Here is a 19,308-nt window from a genome sequence, read left to right on the forward strand (position 1 = left end):
GACGCATCGGATGACTGGTCACGGCCCTCGGCGGCCGTGACACCGACGGGACCCCGGACACTTTTCTCGCCTCGTCGTGTCACTCCGACCCACGATGCGACGCGACGCCCTCCACCCGACCGACCCGTGGCGCTACCTCGCCGCCCGGCTCGCCGTCGCCGCGACCAGCCTGTGCGCCGCCGTGGGGCTGTCCGTCGGTGCCCTCTGGTTCGGGCCGCTGGATACGATCGGCGGACTCCCAGCGATCCCGCTCGCCAGAGTCCGAAACGAACTCGGCATCACCGCCTCGATCGGCGAGCAGTACGTCCGCACCGTCCAACGGGTCCTCTCGTTCGACTTCGGACAGTCGTGGGTCGTCGGTCCCGGGTTTCCAGCACCAGTACGCCCGCTCGTCGTCGAGGCCGCTCCGTACACGCTGCTCGTCGCCGTCGGGACGCTCTGTCTCGTCACCGTCGTCGCGGTACCGGTCGGTCTCGTCGTCGGCCACCTCGACGGCCGTCTCGGTGACGGACTGGAGGAGTTCGCGACGGTCGGCCGTGCGGTCCCTACGTTCCTGCTGGCCGCCGTCGGGTTCGCCGTGGTCTGGTCGGGGACGGCAACGGCGACCAGCAAGTTACTGGCGGTGGCCGTCCTCGCGGCCGCTCCAGCGCTCGTCGGCAGCCGAATCAGGACCGTCGCACGCGCCGTGCGCAGGGCGAGGCGCGACGGCCACGTCGACGCCGCCCGCGCGAAGGGGCTCTCCAGGCGCACCGTGTTCTGGCGGCACCTCGCCCCCGTCGCACTGCTGGCCCACCTCCGTCAGGTCGCCGACGACGTGGCGTACGTCGCCGGCGCGGTCGTCGTCGTCGAGATGGTGGTCCCGGTCGCACCCAACGTCGAAAAAACCGGGCTCGGGTATCTGTTCTACCAGGCCATCGTCCAGAGCGACCTGCCACTGGTCGCGACCCTCGTCGGGTTGTTCGCGACGGGCGTCGTCGCCGTCCGCCTGCTCGGCGACCTCGTGCTCGCACTGGTCGACCCCCGCGTCGGGCCGCGAGCCGGCCGTCGGTAGCCCGACATTTTTGTCCGAGGACTGCGAGTTCCTCGCACGATGCACCGCGACGCCCTCCACCCCACCGGCCCGTGGCGCTACCTCGCCGCTCGAATCGCCGTCGCCGCGCTCGGGCTCCTCACGGCCGTGAGTATCTGCTTCGCCGCGTTCCGGCTCGGGCCGCTCTCCACCGCCCAGGCCATCGTCGGCCCGGTCGACCTCGGGCCCGTCCGCAGGCAGCGGTACCACCGGCTGCTCGGCGTCGACGACGACCCCGTCGAGGCGTTCCTGACCTACGTCGACGGCCCCCTCACGTTCGACCTCGGCAAGGCGTGGGTGCTCGACCGGGGCCCCGCCGGCCCGCTCCTCGCCGACGCGCTTCCGAACACCGCGCTGGTCGCCGTCGGGGCGTTCTGCCTCGTCACCGTCGTCGCCGTTCCGGTCGGTCTCGCCGCGGGCCTGCGCGACGGTCGCCTCGGGGCCGCCGTCGAGTACGGCTCGGTCCTCGGTCGGAGCAGCTCGAACCTCGTACCCGCTGTCCTCGCGGTGGCACTGCTCTGGCCCGGCGGGGAACCGGCGCGGCCCCCGGTGCTCGTGCTCACCACCGTCGTCGTCGCGTCAACGCTGGTCGGCACCCGCATCAGGGCCGTCTCGCGCGCGGTGCGCGAGGCGAGGCACGACGGTCACGTTGACGCTGCCCGCGCGAAAGGAATCTCTCGAAGCGCCGTGTTCTGGCGACACCTCGCGCCCGTCGCGCTGCTGACTCACCTCCGGCGGGTCGCCGACGACGCGGCGTACCTCGTGGGCGCGGTCGTCGTCGTCGAGGCAGTGCTCCCGCGAGCCACCCCTCCTGTCGGGGAGGCGTACGGGCTCGGCCGGCTGTTCTTCCAGGCGAGCATCCAGGGCGACTTCCCACTCGCGGCGACGCTGGTGGTACTGTTCACCGCGGCCGTCCTCGCCGTCCGCCTGCTCGGCGACCTCGTGCTCGCACTGGTCGACCCCCGCGTCGGGCCGCGAGCCGGCCGTCGGTAACCCGACCTTTTTGCTCGCGGCGTGCGACTGTCCCACACGATGCGACGCGACGCCCTCCACCCGACTGACCCGTGGCGCTACCTCGCCGCCCGCTTCGCCGTCGCCGGGCTGGGCCTCTTCACCGTCGTCACCGTCTGCTTCGCGGCGATTCGACTCGGGCCGAACGAGCCAGCAGCGCTCGTCGCCGGTCCGGGCCTGCCGCCGGTTCCGCTCCCCGAGATTCGCGCCGAACTGGGCACCAACGCCCCGCTCGGCGAGCAGTACGTCCGCTACGTCGGCGACCTGCTCGCGCTCGAGTTCGGCCGGACGTGGGTGCTCGGTCCCGAGTTCCCGTCGCCAGCACGCCCGCTCCTCGTCGAGGCCGCACCGTTCACCCTGGCCGTCGCCGTCGGCGTGCTCTGTCTCGTCACCGCGGTGGCCGTTCCGGTCGGCCTCGCCGCCGGTCACCTCGACGGCCGTCGTGGCACCGGAGTGGAAGCCCTCGCGACCCTCGGCAGGGCCGTCCCGAACTTCTGGCTGGCCCTCGTCCTCGTCGCGCTCCTCGGAGCCAGCAGGGTCACCTCGACCCGGGCTCTGCTCCTGCTGTCGGTCGTGGCAGTCGCGGCCACCCTCGTCGCCTCGCGGGTCAGGACCGTCTCACGGGCGGTTCGCGAGGCCCGGCAGGACGGCCACGTCGACGCCGCCCGCGCGAAGGGGCTCTCCAGGAGCACCGTGTTCTGGCGGCACCTCGCCCCCGTCGCACTGCTGGCCCACCTCCGACGGATAGCGGACGACGTGACCTACGTCGCCGGCGCGGTCGTCGTCGTCGAGACGGTCGTGCTCATCCGGTCCGACGTGACGGACGCGGGCCTCGGCGACCTGTTCTTCCAGGCTGCCGTGCAAGGTGACCTCCCACTCGCCGCGACGCTGGTGGTACTGTTCACGGCGGCGGTCGTCGCCGTCCGCCTGCTCGGCGACCTCGTGCTCGCACTGGTCGACCCCCGCGTCGGGTCGCGAGCCGGCCGTCACTGACCAGCTCGCCGCCCGTCTTCCGGTTTAATACCTCGCTCCGCCAACGGTTCCACCCCGCCGCCACGCTCCACTTTCACTTTCACTCCCCTGTTTACGGGGCTTTATACCCCATCGGGACTCACGGACTGGTATGGCAGACGTAGACCTCGAGAAACTCCCCGGCGTGGGACCGGCAACGGCAGACAAGCTCCGCGACGCAGGCTTCGACTCCTTCCAGGGCATCGCGGTCGCCTCCCCCTCGGAACTATCGAACACGGCGGACGTCGGCGAGTCCAGCGCGGCCGACATCGTCCAGGCCGCCCGCGAGGAGGCCGACATCGGCGGCTTCGAGACCGGCTCGCAGGTGCTCGAACGACGCAACGAGATCGGCAAGCTCAGCTGGCAGATCGACGAGGTGGACGACCTCCTCGGCGGCGGCATCGAGACCCAGTCCATCAGCGAGGTGTACGGCGAGTTCGGGGCCGGCAAGTCCCAGGTCACACACCAGCTCTCCGTGAACGTCCAGCTTCCCAAGGAGGTCGGCGGGCTGCGGGGCTCGACCATCTTCATCGACACCGAGGACACGTTCCGTCCCGAGCGCGTCGACGACATGGTCCGGGGACTCCCCGAGGAGGCCATCGAGGCCACCCTCGACGACCGCGGCATCGAGGGCTCGGCCGACGACGAGGAGACGATGGACGAACTCGTCGACGACGTCCTCGACAAGATCCACGTCGCGAAGGGGTTCAACTCCAACCACCAGATGCTGCTGGCCGAGAAGGCCCAGGAGCTCGCCGGCGAGAACGAGGACGGCGAGTGGCCCGTCCGCCTGCTCTGTGTCGACTCGCTGACCGCCCACTTCCGTGCCGAGTACGTCGGCCGTGGCGAGCTCGCAGAGCGCCAGCAGAAGCTCAACAAGCACCTCCACGACCTCGACAAGGTCGGCAACCTGTTCAACTGCGCCGTCGTCGTGACGAACCAGGTCGCCTCGAACCCCGACTCGTTCTTCGGCGACCCCACCCAGCCCATCGGGGGCAACATCCTCGGCCACAAGTCCACCTTCCGGATGTACCTCCGCAAGTCCAAGGGTGACAAGCGTATCGTCCGCCTCGTGGACGCGCCGAACCTCGCCGACGGCGAGGCCGTGATGCGCGTGCAGGACGGCGGCCTGCGCCCCGAGTAACGCCGCCTCCACCGCGACGCTGGCTTTTCCTTTCGACTCCTGCCCGCGTACTGACGAGTATGAACTGGCGACGCCGCCTTCGCGTACGTCTTCCTCGGCAGCTGTGTCCCGCGGTACGGGCACTTCCTCGACGGGGTCGGCCTCCGGGGCCAACTCGTCGCCAGCGTCGTGCTCGCGGTGGTGCTCGTGGGCCAGTTCGGGACGCGGCAGCGGCTGTCGGCGGACTGAGGACCCGAGCGCGCCCCGGAGACGTGCAGCAAGCTGTTTCCCATAGTCTTGGAATTGCAGTGCAATACTATATCCGTCGCTGGCGAACCCTCAACTGTGAAGACATCATGAACGGCTATGCACTCGTCATCGCGACGGACGAATTCGAGAAGATCACCGCAGCGAGCATCATCGGCTCCATCGCCGCAGCCTCGGAGATCCCGGTCGACGTGTTCGTGACGATGAACGGGCTCCGCCCGTTCGAACACGAGGTCGTCGAGACGCGGGACTTCGCGACGGGACCGCTCGGCGAGGCGATGCTGACGAGCGAGGAGACGGAGATCCCCCTGTTCACGGAGCAGTTCCGTGACGCCAAGGAGATGGGCCCGATGAACCTCTACGCCTGCACGATGGCCATGGAGATGTGGGGCCACGAGCTCGACGACTACGTCGACATCTTCGACGGCGAACTCGGCGTCTCCGGCTTCCTGACGAAGGCCAGCGACAAGCAGGTGATATTCGTCTGAGCCAGCCCGGTCGCCAGCCGCATCGCCAACCGAACACCACGACACGACGACGAGACATCCAACAATGAGCGAACAACTCACCGCCGACGTAACGATCGATTCCCGCGGTGCCGGCTGCCCCGGCCCCCTGATGGACCTCATCGGGAAGGTCAAGACGGCAGACAGCGGCACCGTCTTCGAACTACAGACCTCCGACCGTGGCTCGGTCACGGACGTCCCCGAGTGGGTCGAGAAGGCCGGCCACGAGCTGGTCGAGACCGTCGAGCACGACGACTACTGGAGCATCTACGTCCAGAAGTCCTGAACCATGACCCGAATCGTCATCGTCGGGGGCGGCACCGGCGGCACCGTACTGGCCAACCGGCTCGTCGAGAACCTCGAACACGAGGTCGACGCCGGCGAGGTCGAGGTGACGCTGGTCAACGACTCCCCCGACCACGTCTACAAGCCGACGTACCTGTACGTCCCGTTCGGGAAGAAGACCGCCGAGGACGCGGTCCGCCCGCTCGCGGACCTCGTCGACCGGCGGGTCGACCTGGAGATCAACCGCGTCCTCGACATCGACACGGACGGGGAGACCATCGAGCTGCAGGACGGCCACGACAAGCTGTCGTACGACCACCTCGTGCTCGCGACCGGGGCGAAGCTGGTCCCAGAGGAAGTGCCCGGGCTCGTCGAGGGCGGGCACCACTTCTACGGCCGCGAGGGTGCCGAACAGCTCCGTGACGCGCTCGCCGACTTCGACGGAGGCCACCTCGTGCTGAGCGTCGTCGGCGTCCCGCACATGTGCCCGGCCGCACCGGTCGAGTTCACGCTCATGGCCGACGAGTGGTTCCGCCAGCGCGGCATCCGCGACGAGGTCGAGATCACGTACACCTACCCGATTATGCGCCTGCACGGGCTCGAACCCGTCTCCGACTGGATGGAGCCCCGGTTCGCGGAGCGGGACATCAACACGGAGACGTTCTTCAACGCCGAGGCGGTCGACCCCGAAGCGGGCGTCGTCAGGTCGATGGAGGGCGAGGCGCTCGACTACGACCTGCTCGTCGCCATCCCGCCCCACGCGGGCGACGACCTCGTCGCCGACTCCGGCCTCGGCGACGACGGCTGGGTCGCCGTCGACAGGTACACCCTCGAAGCCGACCACGCCGAGAACGTGTACGCGATGGGTGACGCCGCCGACGTGCCGACCAGCAAGGCCGGCTCCGTCGCCCACTACGAGGCCGACGTCATCGCGGACCGCATCGCCAGCGAGGTCCGCGGTCAGCCCCCGACGGCGACGTTCGACGGGAAGACCGTCTGCTTCATCGAGGCTGGCATGGACGAGGCGACGTTCATCGAGTTCGACTACGAGCACTCGCCGGCGATGCGCGACGAGTCGCGTCCCGTCCACTGGGCCAAGCTCGCGTACAACGAGACCTACTGGCTGACCGCCAGGGGGCTGCTCTGAGGTGAGAGAGATGGCAGAATCCCCACAGGAGCTCGAGGCCGAGGAGCTCACCGACGCCATCGAACAGAACCCCGAGGCCGTCGCCGAGTTCGTCAGCCGGCTCGACCGGGTGAACGAGCTGCTCGACGTGCTCGAACTCGGGACGAGCGCGATGGACGACGAGATGGTGATGCGCCTCGCCGGCACCGGCTCGACGCTCGCCGAGTCCGCCGACGCGATGGCGACCGACGAGACCGTCCGGCTCGCCGAGGCGGTCGGCCGCGACGGCGACGAACTCGCCGACGCCATGGCCACGGTCGCGGAGCTCCAGCGCGACGGCACGCTCGACGACCTCGCCGCGCTGTCGGACCTGCTCGCGCTCGCGAACGGCGCGCTCGACGACGAGATGGTGATGCGCCTCGCCGGCACCGGCACCGCGCTGGGCGAGGTCGCCGACACCGCCGCAGAGCCCGACACGGTCCGCGGCCTGGACCGCATGCTGAACGCGGTCGGCGACGCCAGCACCGAGGACGCAGACCCCGTCGGCGCGCTCGGGCTCGTGAAGGCGACGCGGGACCCCGAGGTGAAGCGCGGACTGGGCTATCTGGTCGCCATCGCGCGGGCGCTGGGGTCCGCGTGAAAACGAGTCCTGCGGTCGCCGGTACGCTTCTACGGTTCCTGTCGTTCCAACGTCGAGGACTCGTGCGCTACGCTTACTCGCCCTCGCTCTCTCCCGCCTCGACGGGTCGTCCCTCCCCGCCTCGGTTTCGAGGACTCGTGCGCTACGCTTACTCGTCCTCGCTGTCCTCTTCCGTCGTCGTCTTCTCCAGGTCGAGTTCGCCGCGGTAGATGTCGGCCCCGTCCTGTGCCACCTTCTCCGCGAGCACCGCACACTTGACACGCATCGGCGAGATGTCCACGCCGAGCATGTCGATCACGTCGTCCCGGTCCATCTCCGCGAGTTCGTCGAGGGTCTTCCCGCGGAGCTCCTGCGAGAACATGCTCGCGGCGGCCTGCGAGATGGCGCAGCCGTCGCCGCGGAAGGCCGCGCCCGCGATGGTCTCCTCGTCGTCCTCGAGCTTCACGTCGATTCGGATCTCGTCGCCGCACATCGGGTTCTCGCCGACGTGCGAGAACGTCGCGTCCTCGATCTCCCCGTAGTTCCGGGGGTTCTTGTAGTGGTCGAGGATCTGCTGTCGGTACATGTCCGAGCCAGGTCCCATTGTCGTCCCCGAATAGGGGAGTTCGGTGGAAAAGGGTTCCGCAGCGGGCCAGGAGAGTCAAACGCGTGTTTGAGGCTGGGGCACACACTTGGGGCCGTCGGCTGTCTGTGCACGTATGGTCCTCCACCCGACCGACGACTCCGCCGACCGCGTCGGCCGTCGTGGCGTCCTCGCCGGCCTGGCTGGCGTCGCTGCCGCCGGCGTCGCCGGGACGACCGTGACCGCGTCGCGACCGACCGAGCGGGCGACATCGCTCGAACCGACCGCAGAACTCGCCATCGAGGGCCTCTGCGAGGCCGTCGTGAGCGAGGACGGCGAGACGGTGTTCGCGGCGACCCGCGACGGCTTCGCGACCGTCGACGTGAGCGACCCCGCGAACCCGGCACTGCTGTACGAGGAACGCGGACTCACCCACGACGGACAGGGGCCGATGCAGCGGGTCTACGACGTGAAGTACGCCGACGACCGGCTCGTCGTCGCCGGGCCGAACGCCGGCGGCCGCGGCGAACTCTCCGGGTTCTTCCTCTACGACGTGGAGGACCCCGCCAACCCCGAGCGGCTCGCCTTCCAGCCGACGAACCACGCCATCCACAACTGCTTCTTCGACGGCACGCACGCCTACCTCACCGGCAGCGGCGTGCCGAACGAGCCGACGATGATCTACGACGTGACCGGCGACGCGCCGGAGCAGGTCGGCGAGTGGACCGCCGTCGACGAGGACGACGCGTGGCGCGACGCCGGCCGGAACTACCTCTCGTGTCACGACGTGTACGTGCAGGACGACAGGCTGTACGTCGCCTACTGGGACGCGGGCACCTGGGTCGTCGACATTGCCGACCGCGCGAACCCGACCGCGGTCGCGAAGCTCGGCGGCCACACCGCCGAGTACCTGGCGGGGGTCGAGAACGGGTTCACCGCCGAGTTCGTCGAGCTGCCCGGGAACTCGCACTACGTCCAGCCGAACGCCGACGCCTCGGCGGTGTACGTCGGCAAGGAGGCCTGGGACCGCGAGGACACGTCCGACCACGACGGCGGCCCCGGCGGCATCGAGCTCTGGTCGATGGGCGACGAGCCGACCCGCGAGACCATCCTCGCACCCCCTGAGGACAACGACGGGGCGACCTCGCACAACTTCGGCGTCCGCGACGACCGGCTCTACACCTCCTGGTACGGCGGCGGGGTCCAGGTGTACGACGTTGCCGACCGCACCGCACCGCGACTCCTCGGCGGCTGGCGCGCGGACGAGACGACGAGCTTCTGGACGGCCGAGCCCATCCACGAAGGGTTCGTCGGCGCGAGCTACCAGAACCCCGAGAACGACCGCGAGGAGCGCCGGCAGGGCGTCGGTGCGCGCCTGCTGCTGTTCCCGGAACCCGAGGGCGAGGGCGAGCCCGCACCGACGATGGAGCCCCGACCGGTGCCCGAAACGGGCTCGGCCGGCGACACCGACACGCCGACTACTCGCCCGCCGGACTCCGGCGGCAGTGAGGGCGGGACGGCGGGGCGGACCACGACGACCGGGAACGACGACACGGCCGGAACCACCGACGGCGGCTCGCCCGGGTTCGGCGTGCTCGCGGCGCTCGCGGGCGTCGGCGCGGCGGCGGGGCTGGCGAGGCGGCGACCGCAGGAAGAGGAGTAGCTGGCGGTTGGATGGCCGCCGGTGATGGCCTCACCGCTCGCCGGCGACCTCCCCCTCGAACTGCTCGACGAACGTCTCGAGGAACGCGTGGCGGTCGGCCGCCAGCGCCCGACCGGCGTCCGTGTACATCCGGTCCTGGATGCGGAGCAGCTTCTTGTGGACGTGGTTGAACGACGTCTCGCCAGCGGGCGAGTCGTCGGCCTCGGGGGGCAGCTCGGGGTCGTGGAGCGTTCGGCCGTGCTCGCCGGCGTAGGCGAACGTCCGTGCGAGCCCGACCGCGCCGATGGCGTCGAGGTTGTCCGCGTCGGCGAGCAGCTTCGCCTCGCGGCTCTCCGGCTCGACGTCGTTCGAGAACCGATGGGCGCGGATGCAGTGCGCGACCGCGTCGGCGGTCTCCGGGTCGGTCCCCTCCGCCTCGAGGATACGTCGAGCCTCCGCGGCACCCCACTCGGCGTGGTCCGCTATCTCGCCGTCGCTCTCGCGCTTGCGTCCGATGTCGTGGAGCCAGGCAGCCGCCAGGAGCACGTCCTCGTCGACCGCCGGCTCGGTTCGGTCGGCGAGCGTCTCGGCGTTCTCGACCATGCGCTCGACGTGGTGCCAGTCGTGCGTCGGTGCGAGTCCGCCGAAGTACGTCTCGGCGCGCTCGCTGAGGGCGGGGACGTCCATGGGTGCTGGCACCGATGCCAGTCGCAAAAACGGTTCGGAGCTACGCGAACAGCTCCCGCGCGTCGTCGATGGCGTCGACGAGCACGTCGATCTCGGCCTCGGTGTTGTAGACGTAGAACGACGCGCGGGCGGAGGCAGCGACGCCCAGCGTGTCGTGCAGCGGCTGGGTGCAGTGGTCGCCGGCACGGATGGCGACGCCGTAGTCGTTGACGATGCTCGCCAGGTCGTGGGCGTGGACGCTCCCGACGTTGAACGCGACGAGCCCGCCGCGGCCCTGGTCCGGCGACGGGCCGTATATCTCGACGTCGTCGAACTCGCTCAGGCGCTCGTAGGCGTAGCGCGAGAGGCGCTCCTCGTGGCGCTGCACCCGCTCCATCCCGATGTCCTCGAGGTAGTCGATAGCCGCGTCGAGCCCGACTGCCTGCGCGATGAGGGGAGTGCCCGCCTCGAACTTCCAGGGCAGGTCGTTCCACGTCGAGTCCTCGAACGTCACCTTCCGTATCATGTCGCCGCCGTAGAGGTACGGCTGCATCGCCTCGAGGATGTGCTCCTTGCCGTAGAGCACGCCGATGCCGGTCGGCCCGGCCATCTTGTGCCCCGAGAAGGCGTAGAAGTCGGCGTCGATGTCGCCCACGTCGACCGGCCGGGTCGGCACCGCCTGCGCGCCGTCGATGAACGCGTAGGCGTCGTGCTCGTGGGCCAGGTCCGCCAGTTCGGAGACGGGGTTGACGGTCCCGAGCGTGTTCGAGACGTGGACCGCGCTGACCATCTTCGTGTCGTCGGTGACGAGGTCGCCCGCGGCGTCCATGTCCAGCTGGCCGTCCCCGTCGATGGGGATGTACTCCACCGTCGCGCCGGTGCGCTTGGCGACCTGCTGCCAGGTGACCAGCGAGGCGTGGTGCTCCATCTCGGTGAGGACGACCTCGTCGCCCGGCCCCAGCTCCGCGAGGCCCCAGGCGTAGGCGACGAGGTTCATCGCCTCGGTCGTGTTCTTCGTGAAGACGATCTCCTCGCGCCCGTCCGCGCCGATGAACTCCGCGACGCGGTCGTGGGCCTCCTCGTAGGCGATCGAGGCTTCCTGGCTCAGCTGGTGCACGCCACGGTGGACGTTCGCGTTGTAGCCGTGGTAGTAGTCGACGATGGCGTCGACGACCTGTTCGGGTGTCTGGCTCGTCGCCCCGTTGTCGAGGTAGACCAGCGGGACGTCGTCGCCGACGGTCCGCTCGAGGATCGGGAAGTCCTCGCGGATGCGCTCGATGTCGAGTGGTTCGATGTCCTGCGTGCTCATTACGTTGTTTTGGGTGCCCTAGACCCAATTGTCCTTCGGTCGTGGCGATTCACCTGCCGTTCGAACGCGACGTTCGACCCCGGGTTCAGAGCACGGCGACGGCACCGATGCCGACGAAGAAGAGGGCGAGGACGGTCACGCTGGGACCGTCGTACGACGACTGCGGGAGCATCCCGTACAGCTGGAGGGAGAGCGCGAGCAGCACCGCGGCGAGGACGAACACCGAGACCGTATCGAGTGCCACGAACGAGAGCGCACCGAGAGCGAGGATACCGAGGACGACGAGGACATCCCCGAACTGGCCGTCGAAGCGGGCTCCTATCAAGCCGACCGCCGACTGTTCGGACTCCATGTCCGGCCGTGCGATCGGCATCGCCATAGGTACTTCGGTCCGGCTATCGCGACCGGAGAGAACACGTGCCCGGACGTGGAGACGGCCTCCGCCCCCTCCGTGGCGACCGTGCAGCACCGCGAGACCACCGAGACGCACGCTGCCGAAGTCTTAAACGCGTCCACGTGCTACGCCGTTCTATGCAGCAGCACGTGAAGATTCCGCAGGACCGCATCGGCGTGCTGATCGGCGAGGGCGGTGAGACGATGCGACGGATCGAGAATCGAGCCGGTGTCAGGCTGGACATCGACTCCGAGAACGGCTCCGTCGCGATCGAGCAGGTCGGTGACCCCGTAGACGCGCTGAAGGGGCCCGACATCGTCCAGGCGATCGGCCGCGGCTTCCCCCCGGAGGATGCCCTGACGCTACTCGACGACGAGATGCGGATGTTCGACCTCATCGACATCGACGCGGCGGCGCGCAACAAGCGCGACCGCAAGCGAAAGAAGGGTCGCCTCATCGGCGAGGACGGTCGGACCAGAGAGCTGATGGAGGAGCTGACGGGCGCGAGCGTCGTCATCTACGGCTCCACGCTCGGGGTCATCGGCGGGCCGGAGCAGGTCCAGATCGTCCGGGAGGCCGCGGAGCGACTCCTCGACGGTGCACCGCACGGGTCGGTGTACGCCTTCCTCGAACGCAAGCACAACGAGCTGAAGCGCAAGGGCATGGACTACCACCGCTACCCCGGCGGGACGTAGGGCAGCGACGACAGTCACCGACCGTTTCTTCGGTCTCGACAGCGCCGAGCGACGGGTCCGTTCCCCCGCCGAGTTGGTATATAAACCACCAGCCATGACAACGTTTACCAATCCCGTAGAGGGTAGCGTCTTGCGGTTTTGAGAACAGCCAACAAAAGCTTTATATAGAATGCCAATCAATCATTCAGACGACCATGGCTCAGCAAATGGGTAATCAGCCCCTCATCGTTCTCTCCGAGGACAGTCAGCGAACGTCCGGTAAGGACGCGCAGTCGATGAACATCACGGCCGGGAAGGCCGTCGCCGAGTCCGTACGCACCACACTCGGACCGAAAGGGATGGACAAGATGCTCGTCGACTCGACGGGCGGCGTCGTCGTCACGAACGACGGCGTGACCATCCTGAAGGAGATGGACATCGAGCACCCGGCGGCCAACATGATCGTCGAGGTCGCCCAGACCCAGGAGGACGAGGTCGGCGACGGCACGACGAGCGCCGTCGTCGTCTCCGGTGAGCTCCTGAAGAAGGCCGAGGACCTCCTCGAACAGGACGTCCACGCGACGACCATCGCGAACGGCTACCGCCAGGCCGCAGAGAAGGCCAAGGAACTCCTCGAGGACGCCGCCATCGACGTCGACGAGGACGACCGCGACTACCTCGAGCAGATCGCCGCGACCGCGATGACCGGCAAGGGCGCGGAGTCCTCGAAGGAGCTCCTCGCCGAGCTCGTCGTCGACGCCGTCCTCGCGGTCCAGGACGACGACGGCATCGACGCCGAGAACATCAAGATCGAGAAGATCGTCGGCGGCTCCGTCGACGACTCCGAGCTCGTTGACGGCGTCCTCCTCGACAAGGTCCGCGCACACGACAACATGCCGTTCTTCGTCGAGGACGCGAACGTCGCCGTCATCGACGACGCACTCGAGGTCCGCGAGACCGAGATCGACGCCGAGGTCAACGTCACGGACCCCGACCAGCTCCAGCAGTTCCTCGACCAGGAGGAGAAGCAGCTCAAGGAGATGGTCGACACGCTCGTCGAGGCCGGCACTGACGCCGTCTTCGTCGACGACGGCATCGACGACATGGCCCAGCACTACCTCGCACAGGAGGGCATCCTCGCGGTCCGCCGCGTGAAGGACTCCGACGCGAAGCGCATCGCCCGCGCGACCGGCGCTCGCGTCGTCGCCAACGTCGACGACGTCGAGGAGGACGACCTCGGCTTCGCCGGCCGCATCAGCCAGCAGGACGTCGGCGGCGACGAGCAGATCCTCATCGAGGACGTCGAGGACGCCAAGTCCGTCACGCTCCTCCTCCGCGGCGGCACCGAGCACGTCGTCGACGAGGTCGAGCGCGCCATCGACGACTCGCTCGGCGTGGTCCGCGCGACCATCGAGGACGGCACCGTCCTCCCCGGCGGCGGCGCACCCGAGGTCGAGGTCGCCCTCGCCCTGCGCGACTTCGCCGACTCCGTCGGCGGCCGCGAGCAGCTGGCCGTCGAGGCCTTCGCCGACGCACTGGAAGTCATCCCGCGCACGCTCGCCGAGAACGCGGGTCTCGACTCCATCGACAGCCTCGTCGAGCTCCGCTCCCGCCACGACGGCGGCGAGTACGCGGCCGGTCTCGACGCCTACACCGGCGACGTCATCGACATGGAGGATGAAGGCGTCGTCGAGCCGCTCCGCGTGAAGACCCAGGCCATCGAGAGCGCCACCGAGGCGGCCGTCATGCTCCTTCGCATCGACGACGTCATCGCCGCGGGCGACCTCTCCGGTGGTCAGGTCGACCCCGACGACGGCGGCGACGCCGGCGGCCCGCCCGCAGGCGGCGGCATGGGCGGCGGCATGGGCGGCATGGGCGGCATGGGTGGCATGGGCGGCGCGATGTAAGCCCGGCCGACGCCACACCATCCACCGTCTGACCCAGGTACCGCCTCCCGACCGAACTCCCGATTTCTTTCGACGCATCGCCCGTAGCTGCCGCTACACGGACGACACGGCACTCGGTCGATAGCCGAACGTTACTTGCCACCACATACTCGATGTTCGGCCATGCAGGTCCGCGAGATCATGTCCAACCACCCGGTCAGCGTCGACGAGGACGAGCCGGTGCGGACCGCAGTCGAGCTGATGGTCGACGGACACATCGGGAGCGTCGTCGTGACCCGCCAGGGGGACGCAAAGCCCTACAAGGTCGGCATCCTCACGCGGAGCGACGTGCTCGCACTCGAGTGCGAGGACCTCGACGAGCCAGCACCGAGTGGCGCTCTCACGCGGTTGGTCGACCGCCTTCGGAGTTCGAGCCGGTCGCAGCTGGACGAGGTGACCGTTGGCGAGGTGATGAGCTCGCCGCTCGTGACCGTCTCGCCGAAGACCGCCGTGGAGGAGGCGATACGGCTGATGGAGGCCGAGGACGTCCGCCACGTCGTCGTCACCGAGCAGCTCCGGGCCATCGGCGTCGTGACGCCGACGGACGTCATGGAGCACCACCCGGAGGCCGTCGAGCTTGCACGCCGCCACGGCGCGCGCGGGCCGGAGTGGGACGACCGGTGAACTCGTCGCCGGTTTCCGCCGGTGGTCGGGTTCCGATTTAACTAAGTGTAGCGGTTCAGTAGCGCTACGCATGCACACACTCCTTCTTGGGAGCGACGACGTCGACGAGAACGCGCAGATGCCGGACGTCATCGGCGCGGTCGAAGACGCATTCGCGGCCTACGAACACGGGAACGCACAGATGCCGGCGAAATCGTACATCGACCTCCCGCAGTACAACGGCGACTTCCGGTCGATGCCGGCGTACCTCAACGCCGAGTCGTGGGACGCGGCGGGCATCAAGTGGGTGAACGTGCACCCGGACAACCCCGACGACCACGACCTCCCGACAGTGATGGGGACCATGATCTACTCCGACCCCGAGACCGCCTTCCCCCTCGCCATCATGGACGGCACCGAGCTGACGATGAAGCGCACGGGCGCGGCCGCCGCCGTCGCCACCGACTACCTCGCCGTCGAGGACGCGACGAGCCTCGGCATCGTCGGCGCCGGCGTCCAGTCCTACACGCAGCTCGACGCTATCGCCGAGGTCCGCCCCATCGAGGAGGTCGTCGTCAGCGACGTGCGCGACGAGGCCGTCGAACGGTTCATCGACCGGTACGACGACGAGTTCGACGTCCGCGGCGGCTCCATCAGCGAGGCCGGCCACTGCGACGTGCTCTCCACCGTGACCCCGGTCGAGGACCCGCTCGTCTCCGCCGACGACCTCGGCGAGCACACCCACATCAACGCCATGGGTGCCGACGCCGAGGGCAAGCACGAGATAGCCGACGAGGTGCTGCTGGCCGCCAAGCTCGTCATCGACGACTACAAGCAGTGCACCCACTCCGGCGAGATCAACGTCCCGTGGCACGAGGGCGTCCTCGACGACGACGACATCGACGGCGAAATCGGCCAGATCGTGGCGGGCGAGCGTCCGGGCCGCACCGACGACGACGGCGTCACCGTCTTCGACTCCACCGGCCTCGCCATCCAGGACGTCGCGACCGCCCACGTCGTGTTCGAGCACGCCGACGAGAACGACAACGGCACGCCCTTCGACCTGCTCGGCCTCGGGAACTAATCCTCGGCCGCGTACGCTTCTAGCGTCTCCATCTCCACCGTCTCAAGCACCGCCTCGTTCGTCGCCGACAGGTCCACCGGCGGGGCGACGCCCTCCTCCTTCGCCTCCAGCCACCGGCCGATGCAGAGACACCAGCGGTCGCCGGGATGGAGCCCCGGGAACTCCAGTTCCGGGCGGGGCGTCACGAGGTCGTTACCCTGCTCGCGGCTGTACTCCAGGAACTCCTGCGTGACGACCGCACAGACCTCGTGCCGGCCCAGGTCCTCCTCGACGTGGCGACAGCAGCCGTCGCGCAGGTAGCCCGTCGGCGGTTCCGAACAGCAGGGCGAGAGCGGTTCGCCGCGGACGTTCCGGTCGTCGTGGTCGTCGCTCATACCCGGGCTTCGGACGGGAGGGAGAAAGGCCTGTTCGACGGCGGCCGCGACTACTCGATGTGGACGGCCGGCCGGAACGGGATCGCCTGTCCCGCCTTCCCGCCGGGGTCGACCACGTCCTCGTCGTCCTCGCGGTAGAGCTCGACGGTGGCGTCGTACTCTCGTTCGAGGGCGTCGAGCGCCTCGGCGTACACCGCCGCCTCGTCCAGGGTCACGAGCGTCTCGAGGGTCTCGTCGTCGCGCTCGCGGACGACCCCGACGAGGTCCTGTACGAGGTCGTTGACCGCGTCGCCCCGCTCGCGGAGGTCCGGGTCGGACATGACCTGGCCCATCACCGCGCCCACGTCCGGGCCGGTCTCGACGACCTGCTCGAACACCCGGTGCTTCCAGTCGGCGGCGACGTAGACGCGGACGGTCTCCGGGTCCGTCTCGGTGACGTCGACGATGTCGCGCACGTCGTCGGTGAGGTCAGCGACCAGGGACTCCTCGACCTCGACCTGCGGATCGACCAGGGCCGCGTCGACTTCGGGCCACGGCGCGTCCTCGGCGGGCTCGCCGGTCAGCTGCTCGTGCAGGTCGTTCGCCATGTAGGGGACGAACGGGGCGAGCATCCGCAGGCGGGCCTCGAGCACCGTCCGGAGGGTGCGCCGTGCGCCCTCGCGCCCGGTGTCGGTGCGCCGGCGGTACCAGCGCAGATTCTCCTGGAAGTCGTAGAACGCGGCCTGGCTCGCCGACCGCGTCTCGAAGTTCTCCATCGCCTCGGTGACGGTCCCGATGGTGTCCTGCAGCTTCGAGAGCAGCCAGCGGTCGACCCGCTGGAGGTCGTCGGCGTCGTCCGCGCCGACGGGGTCGGGCACGTCGCCGTCGCCGACGAGCTCCTCGGCGCGTCGCCAGAAGCGGTCGAGCTGGTCGCGCGTGCTCGTCACCTGGTCGGCGCGCCAGTCGAAGTCCTGCCACGGCTCCGCGGAGTTCATCAGGAAGAACCGGACGGTGTCCGCACCGTAGCGGTCGATGGCCTCGCCCGGGAGGACGACGTGGCCCTTCGAGGAGGACATCTTCTCGCCCTCCAGCAGTCCCATCCCCATGACGGTGATTCCCTGGGGCCACTTGGGCTGGTCGAACAGCTCCGCGTGGTGGAACAGGTAGAACGTCAGGTGGTTGTTCACCAGGTCGTTCGCCGAGCAGCGGTAGTCGACGGGGTACCAGTAGTCCCACTCCTCGCGCAGGGAGAGGGCGGTCTCGTCGGGGTCGTCGACGGCCTCGGGGCCGTAGAACAGCGTGTCGAAGAACTCCCGGTCCATCGCCTCGGGGTCGACCTCGTCGATGCGGTGGGCGATGGTGTAGTACGACATGTACAGCGTCGAGTCCGACAGCGGCTCGATGACGAAGTCCTGGTCCCACGGCAGCCGCGTTCCCAGCCCGTAGTTCCGGATGCAGGGCCACTCGTTGAGCCAGTCGATGGTGTGGTCGTACTGCTCGCTGGTGTTCTCGGGGATGGCGTCGAGGTTCGCGACCGCCTCGTGGGTCGTCTCCTTCCAGTCGGGGTCGTTGTAGCGGAGGAACCACGTGTCCTGCTTGGCGACCTCGACATCGCCGCCACAGCGACAGACGACCTCCTCGGAGAACTCCTGCATCGTGCCGAATGCAGTGCCCAGGTACGACTGCTTGAACTCGTCGCGCACGTCCTCGACGACGCCACCGGCGAACTCGCCGTACGCCTCGAGCAGCTCGCCGGAGTGGAACTCGGCGTTGTAGAGGTCCTGTGTCACCTGCTTCAGCTCGGGGTCCTCCGAGGAGTCGATGCCCGCCGACTCGACGGCGTCCTTCGCGGGGACGTCGCCGTAGCCCTCGATGGTGAGGATGGGGACCGGCTCGAGCCCACGGACCTCGTCGGGGTCGATGCCGTACTCGGCCATCTCGTCGGCCGCTTCCTTCGCCTCCTGCAGCGCGAGGTAGTCGTCGGGCGAGTGCGCCGGGACGGACATGACGACGCCAGTCGCGTTGTCCGCGTCGACGAACCCGGCGGGGAGGACGAGCACGTCGTCGCCGGTGACGGGGTTCGTCACCCGCTTGCCGACGAGGTCACGTCCCTCGTACTCGTAGCGAACGTCGACCTCGTGACCCTGGAGTCGGAGCTTCTCGGCCGCGCTCGCGGAGACGAACCAGAACTCGCCGTCGACCTCCGCGACCACGTAGTCCGCCGCGGGGTCGACGAAGGCGTTCGTCACCCCGCGAACCGTCTCCGGGCGCAGGGTCGCCATCGGCGCGGTCACGTCCGCGCCGTCGATCTCCGTCTCGAACTTGACGAGCGTGTACTCCTGGAACTCCGCCTCCTCGCCCTCCAGGATGTCGTGGGTCGTCACCGGCTGGTCCTCGTTCGTGCAGTACTTCACCGGGTGCAGCCCCTTCTCCAGCAGGCCGCGCTCCTTCAGCGTCTCGTACTGCCAGGTGATGAACTTCGAGTAGCGCTCGTCGTTCGTGGTGAACTCGCGACGCCAGTCGACGGAGATGCCCAGCCGCTTCATCCCCTTCTTGTAGTGCTCCTCGATGAAGTGCCGGGCGAAGCCCATCGGCGTCTCCATCTCCGAGAGCGTCTCCTCGGGGACGTTGTACGTGTTCTGCAGGACGTCCATCTGCTCGGGTTCGCGCTTCTTCAGGCGCTCGACCGCGCCGATGATGGGCGTCCCGGTGACGTGCCACGCGATGGGGAACAGGACGTTGTCACCCTGCTGGCGTCGGTACCTGGCGTACACGTCCGGCACGGTGTACGTCCGGGCGTGGCCGATGTGCATCCCGCCGCTGGGGTACGGGTAGGGAACCGTGACGAACGTGGGGTCCTCGTCCGCGCCGGCGTCGGGGTCCGCCTCGTAGCGACCCTCGCTCCGCCAGCGGTCCCGCCACTCCGACTCGAGTGTCTGCGGGTCGTAGGTCATGGGGAACCGTTCACTCGGAGTCGTTAAAAGGACTATCAATCCCGTCTGGCGGGACGTGACGGAGGCGTCCGCACGGGTCCCAC

The 19,308-nt window shown here is 68.9% G+C and carries 19 protein-coding genes; 13 read left to right on the forward strand and 6 right to left on the reverse strand.

The window, feature by feature from the left end; translation table 11 throughout:
• Positions 1-94: 94 nt before the first annotated feature.
• The 8 genes from BLT27_RS00170 (at position 95) to BLT27_RS00205 (ending at position 7,038) form a co-directional block, all read left to right on the forward strand.
• Positions 95-1,051, forward strand: coding sequence for an ABC transporter permease subunit (locus BLT27_RS00170; protein WP_089731008.1), 957 nt, complete (start codon positions 95-97; stop codon positions 1,049-1,051).
• 39 nt (positions 1,052-1,090) lie between these two features.
• Positions 1,091-2,062: an ABC transporter permease subunit gene (locus BLT27_RS00175; RefSeq protein ID WP_089731009.1), complete on the forward strand. Its 972-nt coding sequence runs from the start codon at positions 1,091-1,093 to the stop codon at positions 2,060-2,062.
• A 39-nt stretch (positions 2,063-2,101) separates the two neighbouring features.
• Positions 2,102-3,073 (forward strand): ABC transporter permease subunit, encoded by a 972-nt coding sequence (locus tag BLT27_RS00180; RefSeq protein ID WP_089731010.1) that lies wholly within the window; start codon positions 2,102-2,104, stop codon positions 3,071-3,073.
• Positions 3,074-3,203: 130 nt separating this feature from the next.
• Positions 3,204-4,235 carry a DNA repair and recombination protein RadA gene (gene radA, locus BLT27_RS00185; RefSeq protein ID WP_089731011.1) on the forward strand — a complete coding sequence of 344 codons (1,032 nt, stop codon included), beginning with the start codon at positions 3,204-3,206 and terminating at the stop codon, positions 4,233-4,235.
• 335 nt (positions 4,236-4,570) lie between these two features.
• The gene (locus BLT27_RS00190) at positions 4,571-4,969 is read left to right on the forward strand and encodes a DsrE family protein (protein WP_089731012.1); all 399 of its coding nucleotides are present in this window, start codon (positions 4,571-4,573) and stop codon (positions 4,967-4,969) included.
• Between the two features lie 64 nt (positions 4,970-5,033).
• A complete protein-coding gene (locus BLT27_RS00195; RefSeq protein ID WP_089731013.1) occupies positions 5,034-5,273 on the forward strand; it encodes a sulfurtransferase TusA family protein in 240 nt (79 codons plus the stop codon).
• 3 nt (positions 5,274-5,276) lie between these two features.
• The gene (locus tag BLT27_RS00200; protein WP_089731014.1) at positions 5,277-6,419 is read left to right on the forward strand and encodes an NAD(P)/FAD-dependent oxidoreductase; all 1,143 of its coding nucleotides are present in this window, start codon (positions 5,277-5,279) and stop codon (positions 6,417-6,419) included.
• A 10-nt stretch (positions 6,420-6,429) separates the two neighbouring features.
• Positions 6,430-7,038: a helical membrane plugin domain-containing protein gene (locus BLT27_RS00205; protein ID WP_089731015.1), complete on the forward strand. Its 609-nt coding sequence runs from the start codon at positions 6,430-6,432 to the stop codon at positions 7,036-7,038.
• Between the two features lie 148 nt (positions 7,039-7,186).
• On the opposite strand, the gene sufU is transcribed toward BLT27_RS00205, so the two are convergent.
• Positions 7,187-7,621 carry a Fe-S cluster assembly sulfur transfer protein SufU gene (sufU, locus tag BLT27_RS00210; protein WP_089731016.1) on the reverse strand — a complete coding sequence of 145 codons (435 nt, stop codon included), beginning with the start codon at positions 7,619-7,621 and terminating at the stop codon, positions 7,187-7,189.
• A gap of 115 nt (positions 7,622-7,736) precedes the next feature.
• Between sufU and BLT27_RS00215 the strand changes: the two genes are divergently transcribed.
• A complete protein-coding gene (locus tag BLT27_RS00215; protein ID WP_089731017.1) occupies positions 7,737-9,263 on the forward strand; it encodes an LVIVD repeat-containing protein in 1,527 nt (508 codons plus the stop codon).
• Between the two features lie 30 nt (positions 9,264-9,293).
• On the opposite strand, the gene BLT27_RS00220 is transcribed toward BLT27_RS00215, so the two are convergent.
• The 3 genes from BLT27_RS00220 to BLT27_RS00230 form a co-directional block, all read right to left on the reverse strand.
• Positions 9,294-9,929: an HD domain-containing protein gene (locus tag BLT27_RS00220; protein WP_089731018.1), complete on the reverse strand. Its 636-nt coding sequence runs from the start codon at positions 9,927-9,929 to the stop codon at positions 9,294-9,296.
• A gap of 40 nt (positions 9,930-9,969) precedes the next feature.
• Positions 9,970-11,217 (reverse strand): aminotransferase class V-fold PLP-dependent enzyme, encoded by a 1,248-nt coding sequence (locus BLT27_RS00225; protein WP_089731019.1) that lies wholly within the window; start codon positions 11,215-11,217, stop codon positions 9,970-9,972.
• Between the two features lie 85 nt (positions 11,218-11,302).
• Positions 11,303-11,569: a hypothetical protein gene (locus BLT27_RS00230; RefSeq protein ID WP_139172219.1), complete on the reverse strand. Its 267-nt coding sequence runs from the start codon at positions 11,567-11,569 to the stop codon at positions 11,303-11,305.
• A 179-nt stretch (positions 11,570-11,748) separates the two neighbouring features.
• On the opposite strand from BLT27_RS00230, the gene BLT27_RS00235 reads away from it, so the two are divergent.
• From BLT27_RS00235 to BLT27_RS00250, 4 genes are all read left to right on the forward strand, one after another.
• On the forward strand, positions 11,749-12,306 hold the full coding sequence (locus tag BLT27_RS00235) for a KH domain-containing protein (protein WP_089731021.1): 558 nt from the start codon (positions 11,749-11,751) through the stop codon (positions 12,304-12,306).
• 206 nt (positions 12,307-12,512) lie between these two features.
• A complete protein-coding gene (gene thsA / locus BLT27_RS00240; protein ID WP_089731022.1) occupies positions 12,513-14,192 on the forward strand; it encodes a thermosome subunit alpha in 1,680 nt (559 codons plus the stop codon).
• 162 nt (positions 14,193-14,354) lie between these two features.
• A complete protein-coding gene (locus tag BLT27_RS00245) occupies positions 14,355-14,855 on the forward strand; it encodes a CBS domain-containing protein (protein WP_089731023.1) in 501 nt (166 codons plus the stop codon).
• A 70-nt stretch (positions 14,856-14,925) separates the two neighbouring features.
• Positions 14,926-15,918, forward strand: coding sequence for an ornithine cyclodeaminase family protein (locus tag BLT27_RS00250; RefSeq protein ID WP_089731024.1), 993 nt, complete (start codon positions 14,926-14,928; stop codon positions 15,916-15,918).
• Here BLT27_RS00250 and BLT27_RS00255 read toward each other — a convergent pair.
• Together BLT27_RS00255 and leuS are read right to left on the reverse strand one after the other, a co-directional pair.
• Entirely contained in the window at positions 15,915-16,292 is a 378-nt protein-coding gene (locus BLT27_RS00255; RefSeq protein WP_089731025.1) for a DUF2237 family protein, read from the reverse strand. The genes BLT27_RS00250 and BLT27_RS00255 overlap by 4 nt on opposite strands.
• Before the next feature lie 50 nt (positions 16,293-16,342).
• Entirely contained in the window at positions 16,343-19,225 is a 2,883-nt protein-coding gene (gene leuS, locus BLT27_RS00260; RefSeq protein WP_089731026.1) for a leucine--tRNA ligase, read from the reverse strand.
• Between the last annotated feature and the right edge of the window lie 83 nt (positions 19,226-19,308).

Source organism: Haloarchaeobius iranensis (assembly GCF_900103505.1).
Lineage (GTDB): Archaea > Halobacteriota > Halobacteria > Halobacteriales > Natrialbaceae > Haloarchaeobius > Haloarchaeobius iranensis.

Excerpts from the sequence above, each read along its gene's own strand:
- BLT27_RS00250 (WP_089731024.1), top strand. The coding sequence starts at position 14,926 with ATGCACACACTCCTTCTTGGGAGCGACGACGTCGACGAGAACGCGCAG.
- BLT27_RS00220 (WP_089731018.1), bottom strand. The coding sequence starts at position 9,929 with ATGGACGTCCCCGCCCTCAGCGAGCGCGCCGAGACGTACTTCGGCGGA.
- radA (WP_089731011.1), top strand. The coding sequence starts at position 3,204 with ATGGCAGACGTAGACCTCGAGAAACTCCCCGGCGTGGGACCGGCAACG.
- BLT27_RS00245 (WP_089731023.1), top strand. The coding sequence starts at position 14,355 with ATGCAGGTCCGCGAGATCATGTCCAACCACCCGGTCAGCGTCGACGAG.
- BLT27_RS00235 (WP_089731021.1), top strand. The coding sequence starts at position 11,749 with ATGCAGCAGCACGTGAAGATTCCGCAGGACCGCATCGGCGTGCTGATC.
- BLT27_RS00190 (WP_089731012.1), top strand. The coding sequence starts at position 4,571 with ATGAACGGCTATGCACTCGTCATCGCGACGGACGAATTCGAGAAGATC.
- BLT27_RS00175 (WP_089731009.1), top strand. The coding sequence starts at position 1,091 with ATGCACCGCGACGCCCTCCACCCCACCGGCCCGTGGCGCTACCTCGCC.
- BLT27_RS00230 (WP_139172219.1), bottom strand. The coding sequence starts at position 11,569 with ATGGAGTCCGAACAGTCGGCGGTCGGCTTGATAGGAGCCCGCTTCGAC.
- BLT27_RS00225 (WP_089731019.1), bottom strand. The coding sequence starts at position 11,217 with ATGAGCACGCAGGACATCGAACCACTCGACATCGAGCGCATCCGCGAG.
- BLT27_RS00200 (WP_089731014.1), top strand. The coding sequence starts at position 5,277 with ATGACCCGAATCGTCATCGTCGGGGGCGGCACCGGCGGCACCGTACTG.
- leuS (WP_089731026.1), bottom strand. The coding sequence starts at position 19,225 with ATGACCTACGACCCGCAGACACTCGAGTCGGAGTGGCGGGACCGCTGG.
- BLT27_RS00255 (WP_089731025.1), bottom strand. The coding sequence starts at position 16,292 with ATGAGCGACGACCACGACGACCGGAACGTCCGCGGCGAACCGCTCTCG.
- BLT27_RS00180 (WP_089731010.1), top strand. The coding sequence starts at position 2,102 with ATGCGACGCGACGCCCTCCACCCGACTGACCCGTGGCGCTACCTCGCC.
- BLT27_RS00205 (WP_089731015.1), top strand. The coding sequence starts at position 6,430 with ATGGCAGAATCCCCACAGGAGCTCGAGGCCGAGGAGCTCACCGACGCC.
- BLT27_RS00170 (WP_089731008.1), top strand. The coding sequence starts at position 95 with ATGCGACGCGACGCCCTCCACCCGACCGACCCGTGGCGCTACCTCGCC.
- thsA (WP_089731022.1), top strand. The coding sequence starts at position 12,513 with ATGGGTAATCAGCCCCTCATCGTTCTCTCCGAGGACAGTCAGCGAACG.
- BLT27_RS00195 (WP_089731013.1), top strand. The coding sequence starts at position 5,034 with ATGAGCGAACAACTCACCGCCGACGTAACGATCGATTCCCGCGGTGCC.
- BLT27_RS00215 (WP_089731017.1), top strand. The coding sequence starts at position 7,737 with ATGGTCCTCCACCCGACCGACGACTCCGCCGACCGCGTCGGCCGTCGT.
- sufU (WP_089731016.1), bottom strand. The coding sequence starts at position 7,621 with ATGGGACCTGGCTCGGACATGTACCGACAGCAGATCCTCGACCACTAC.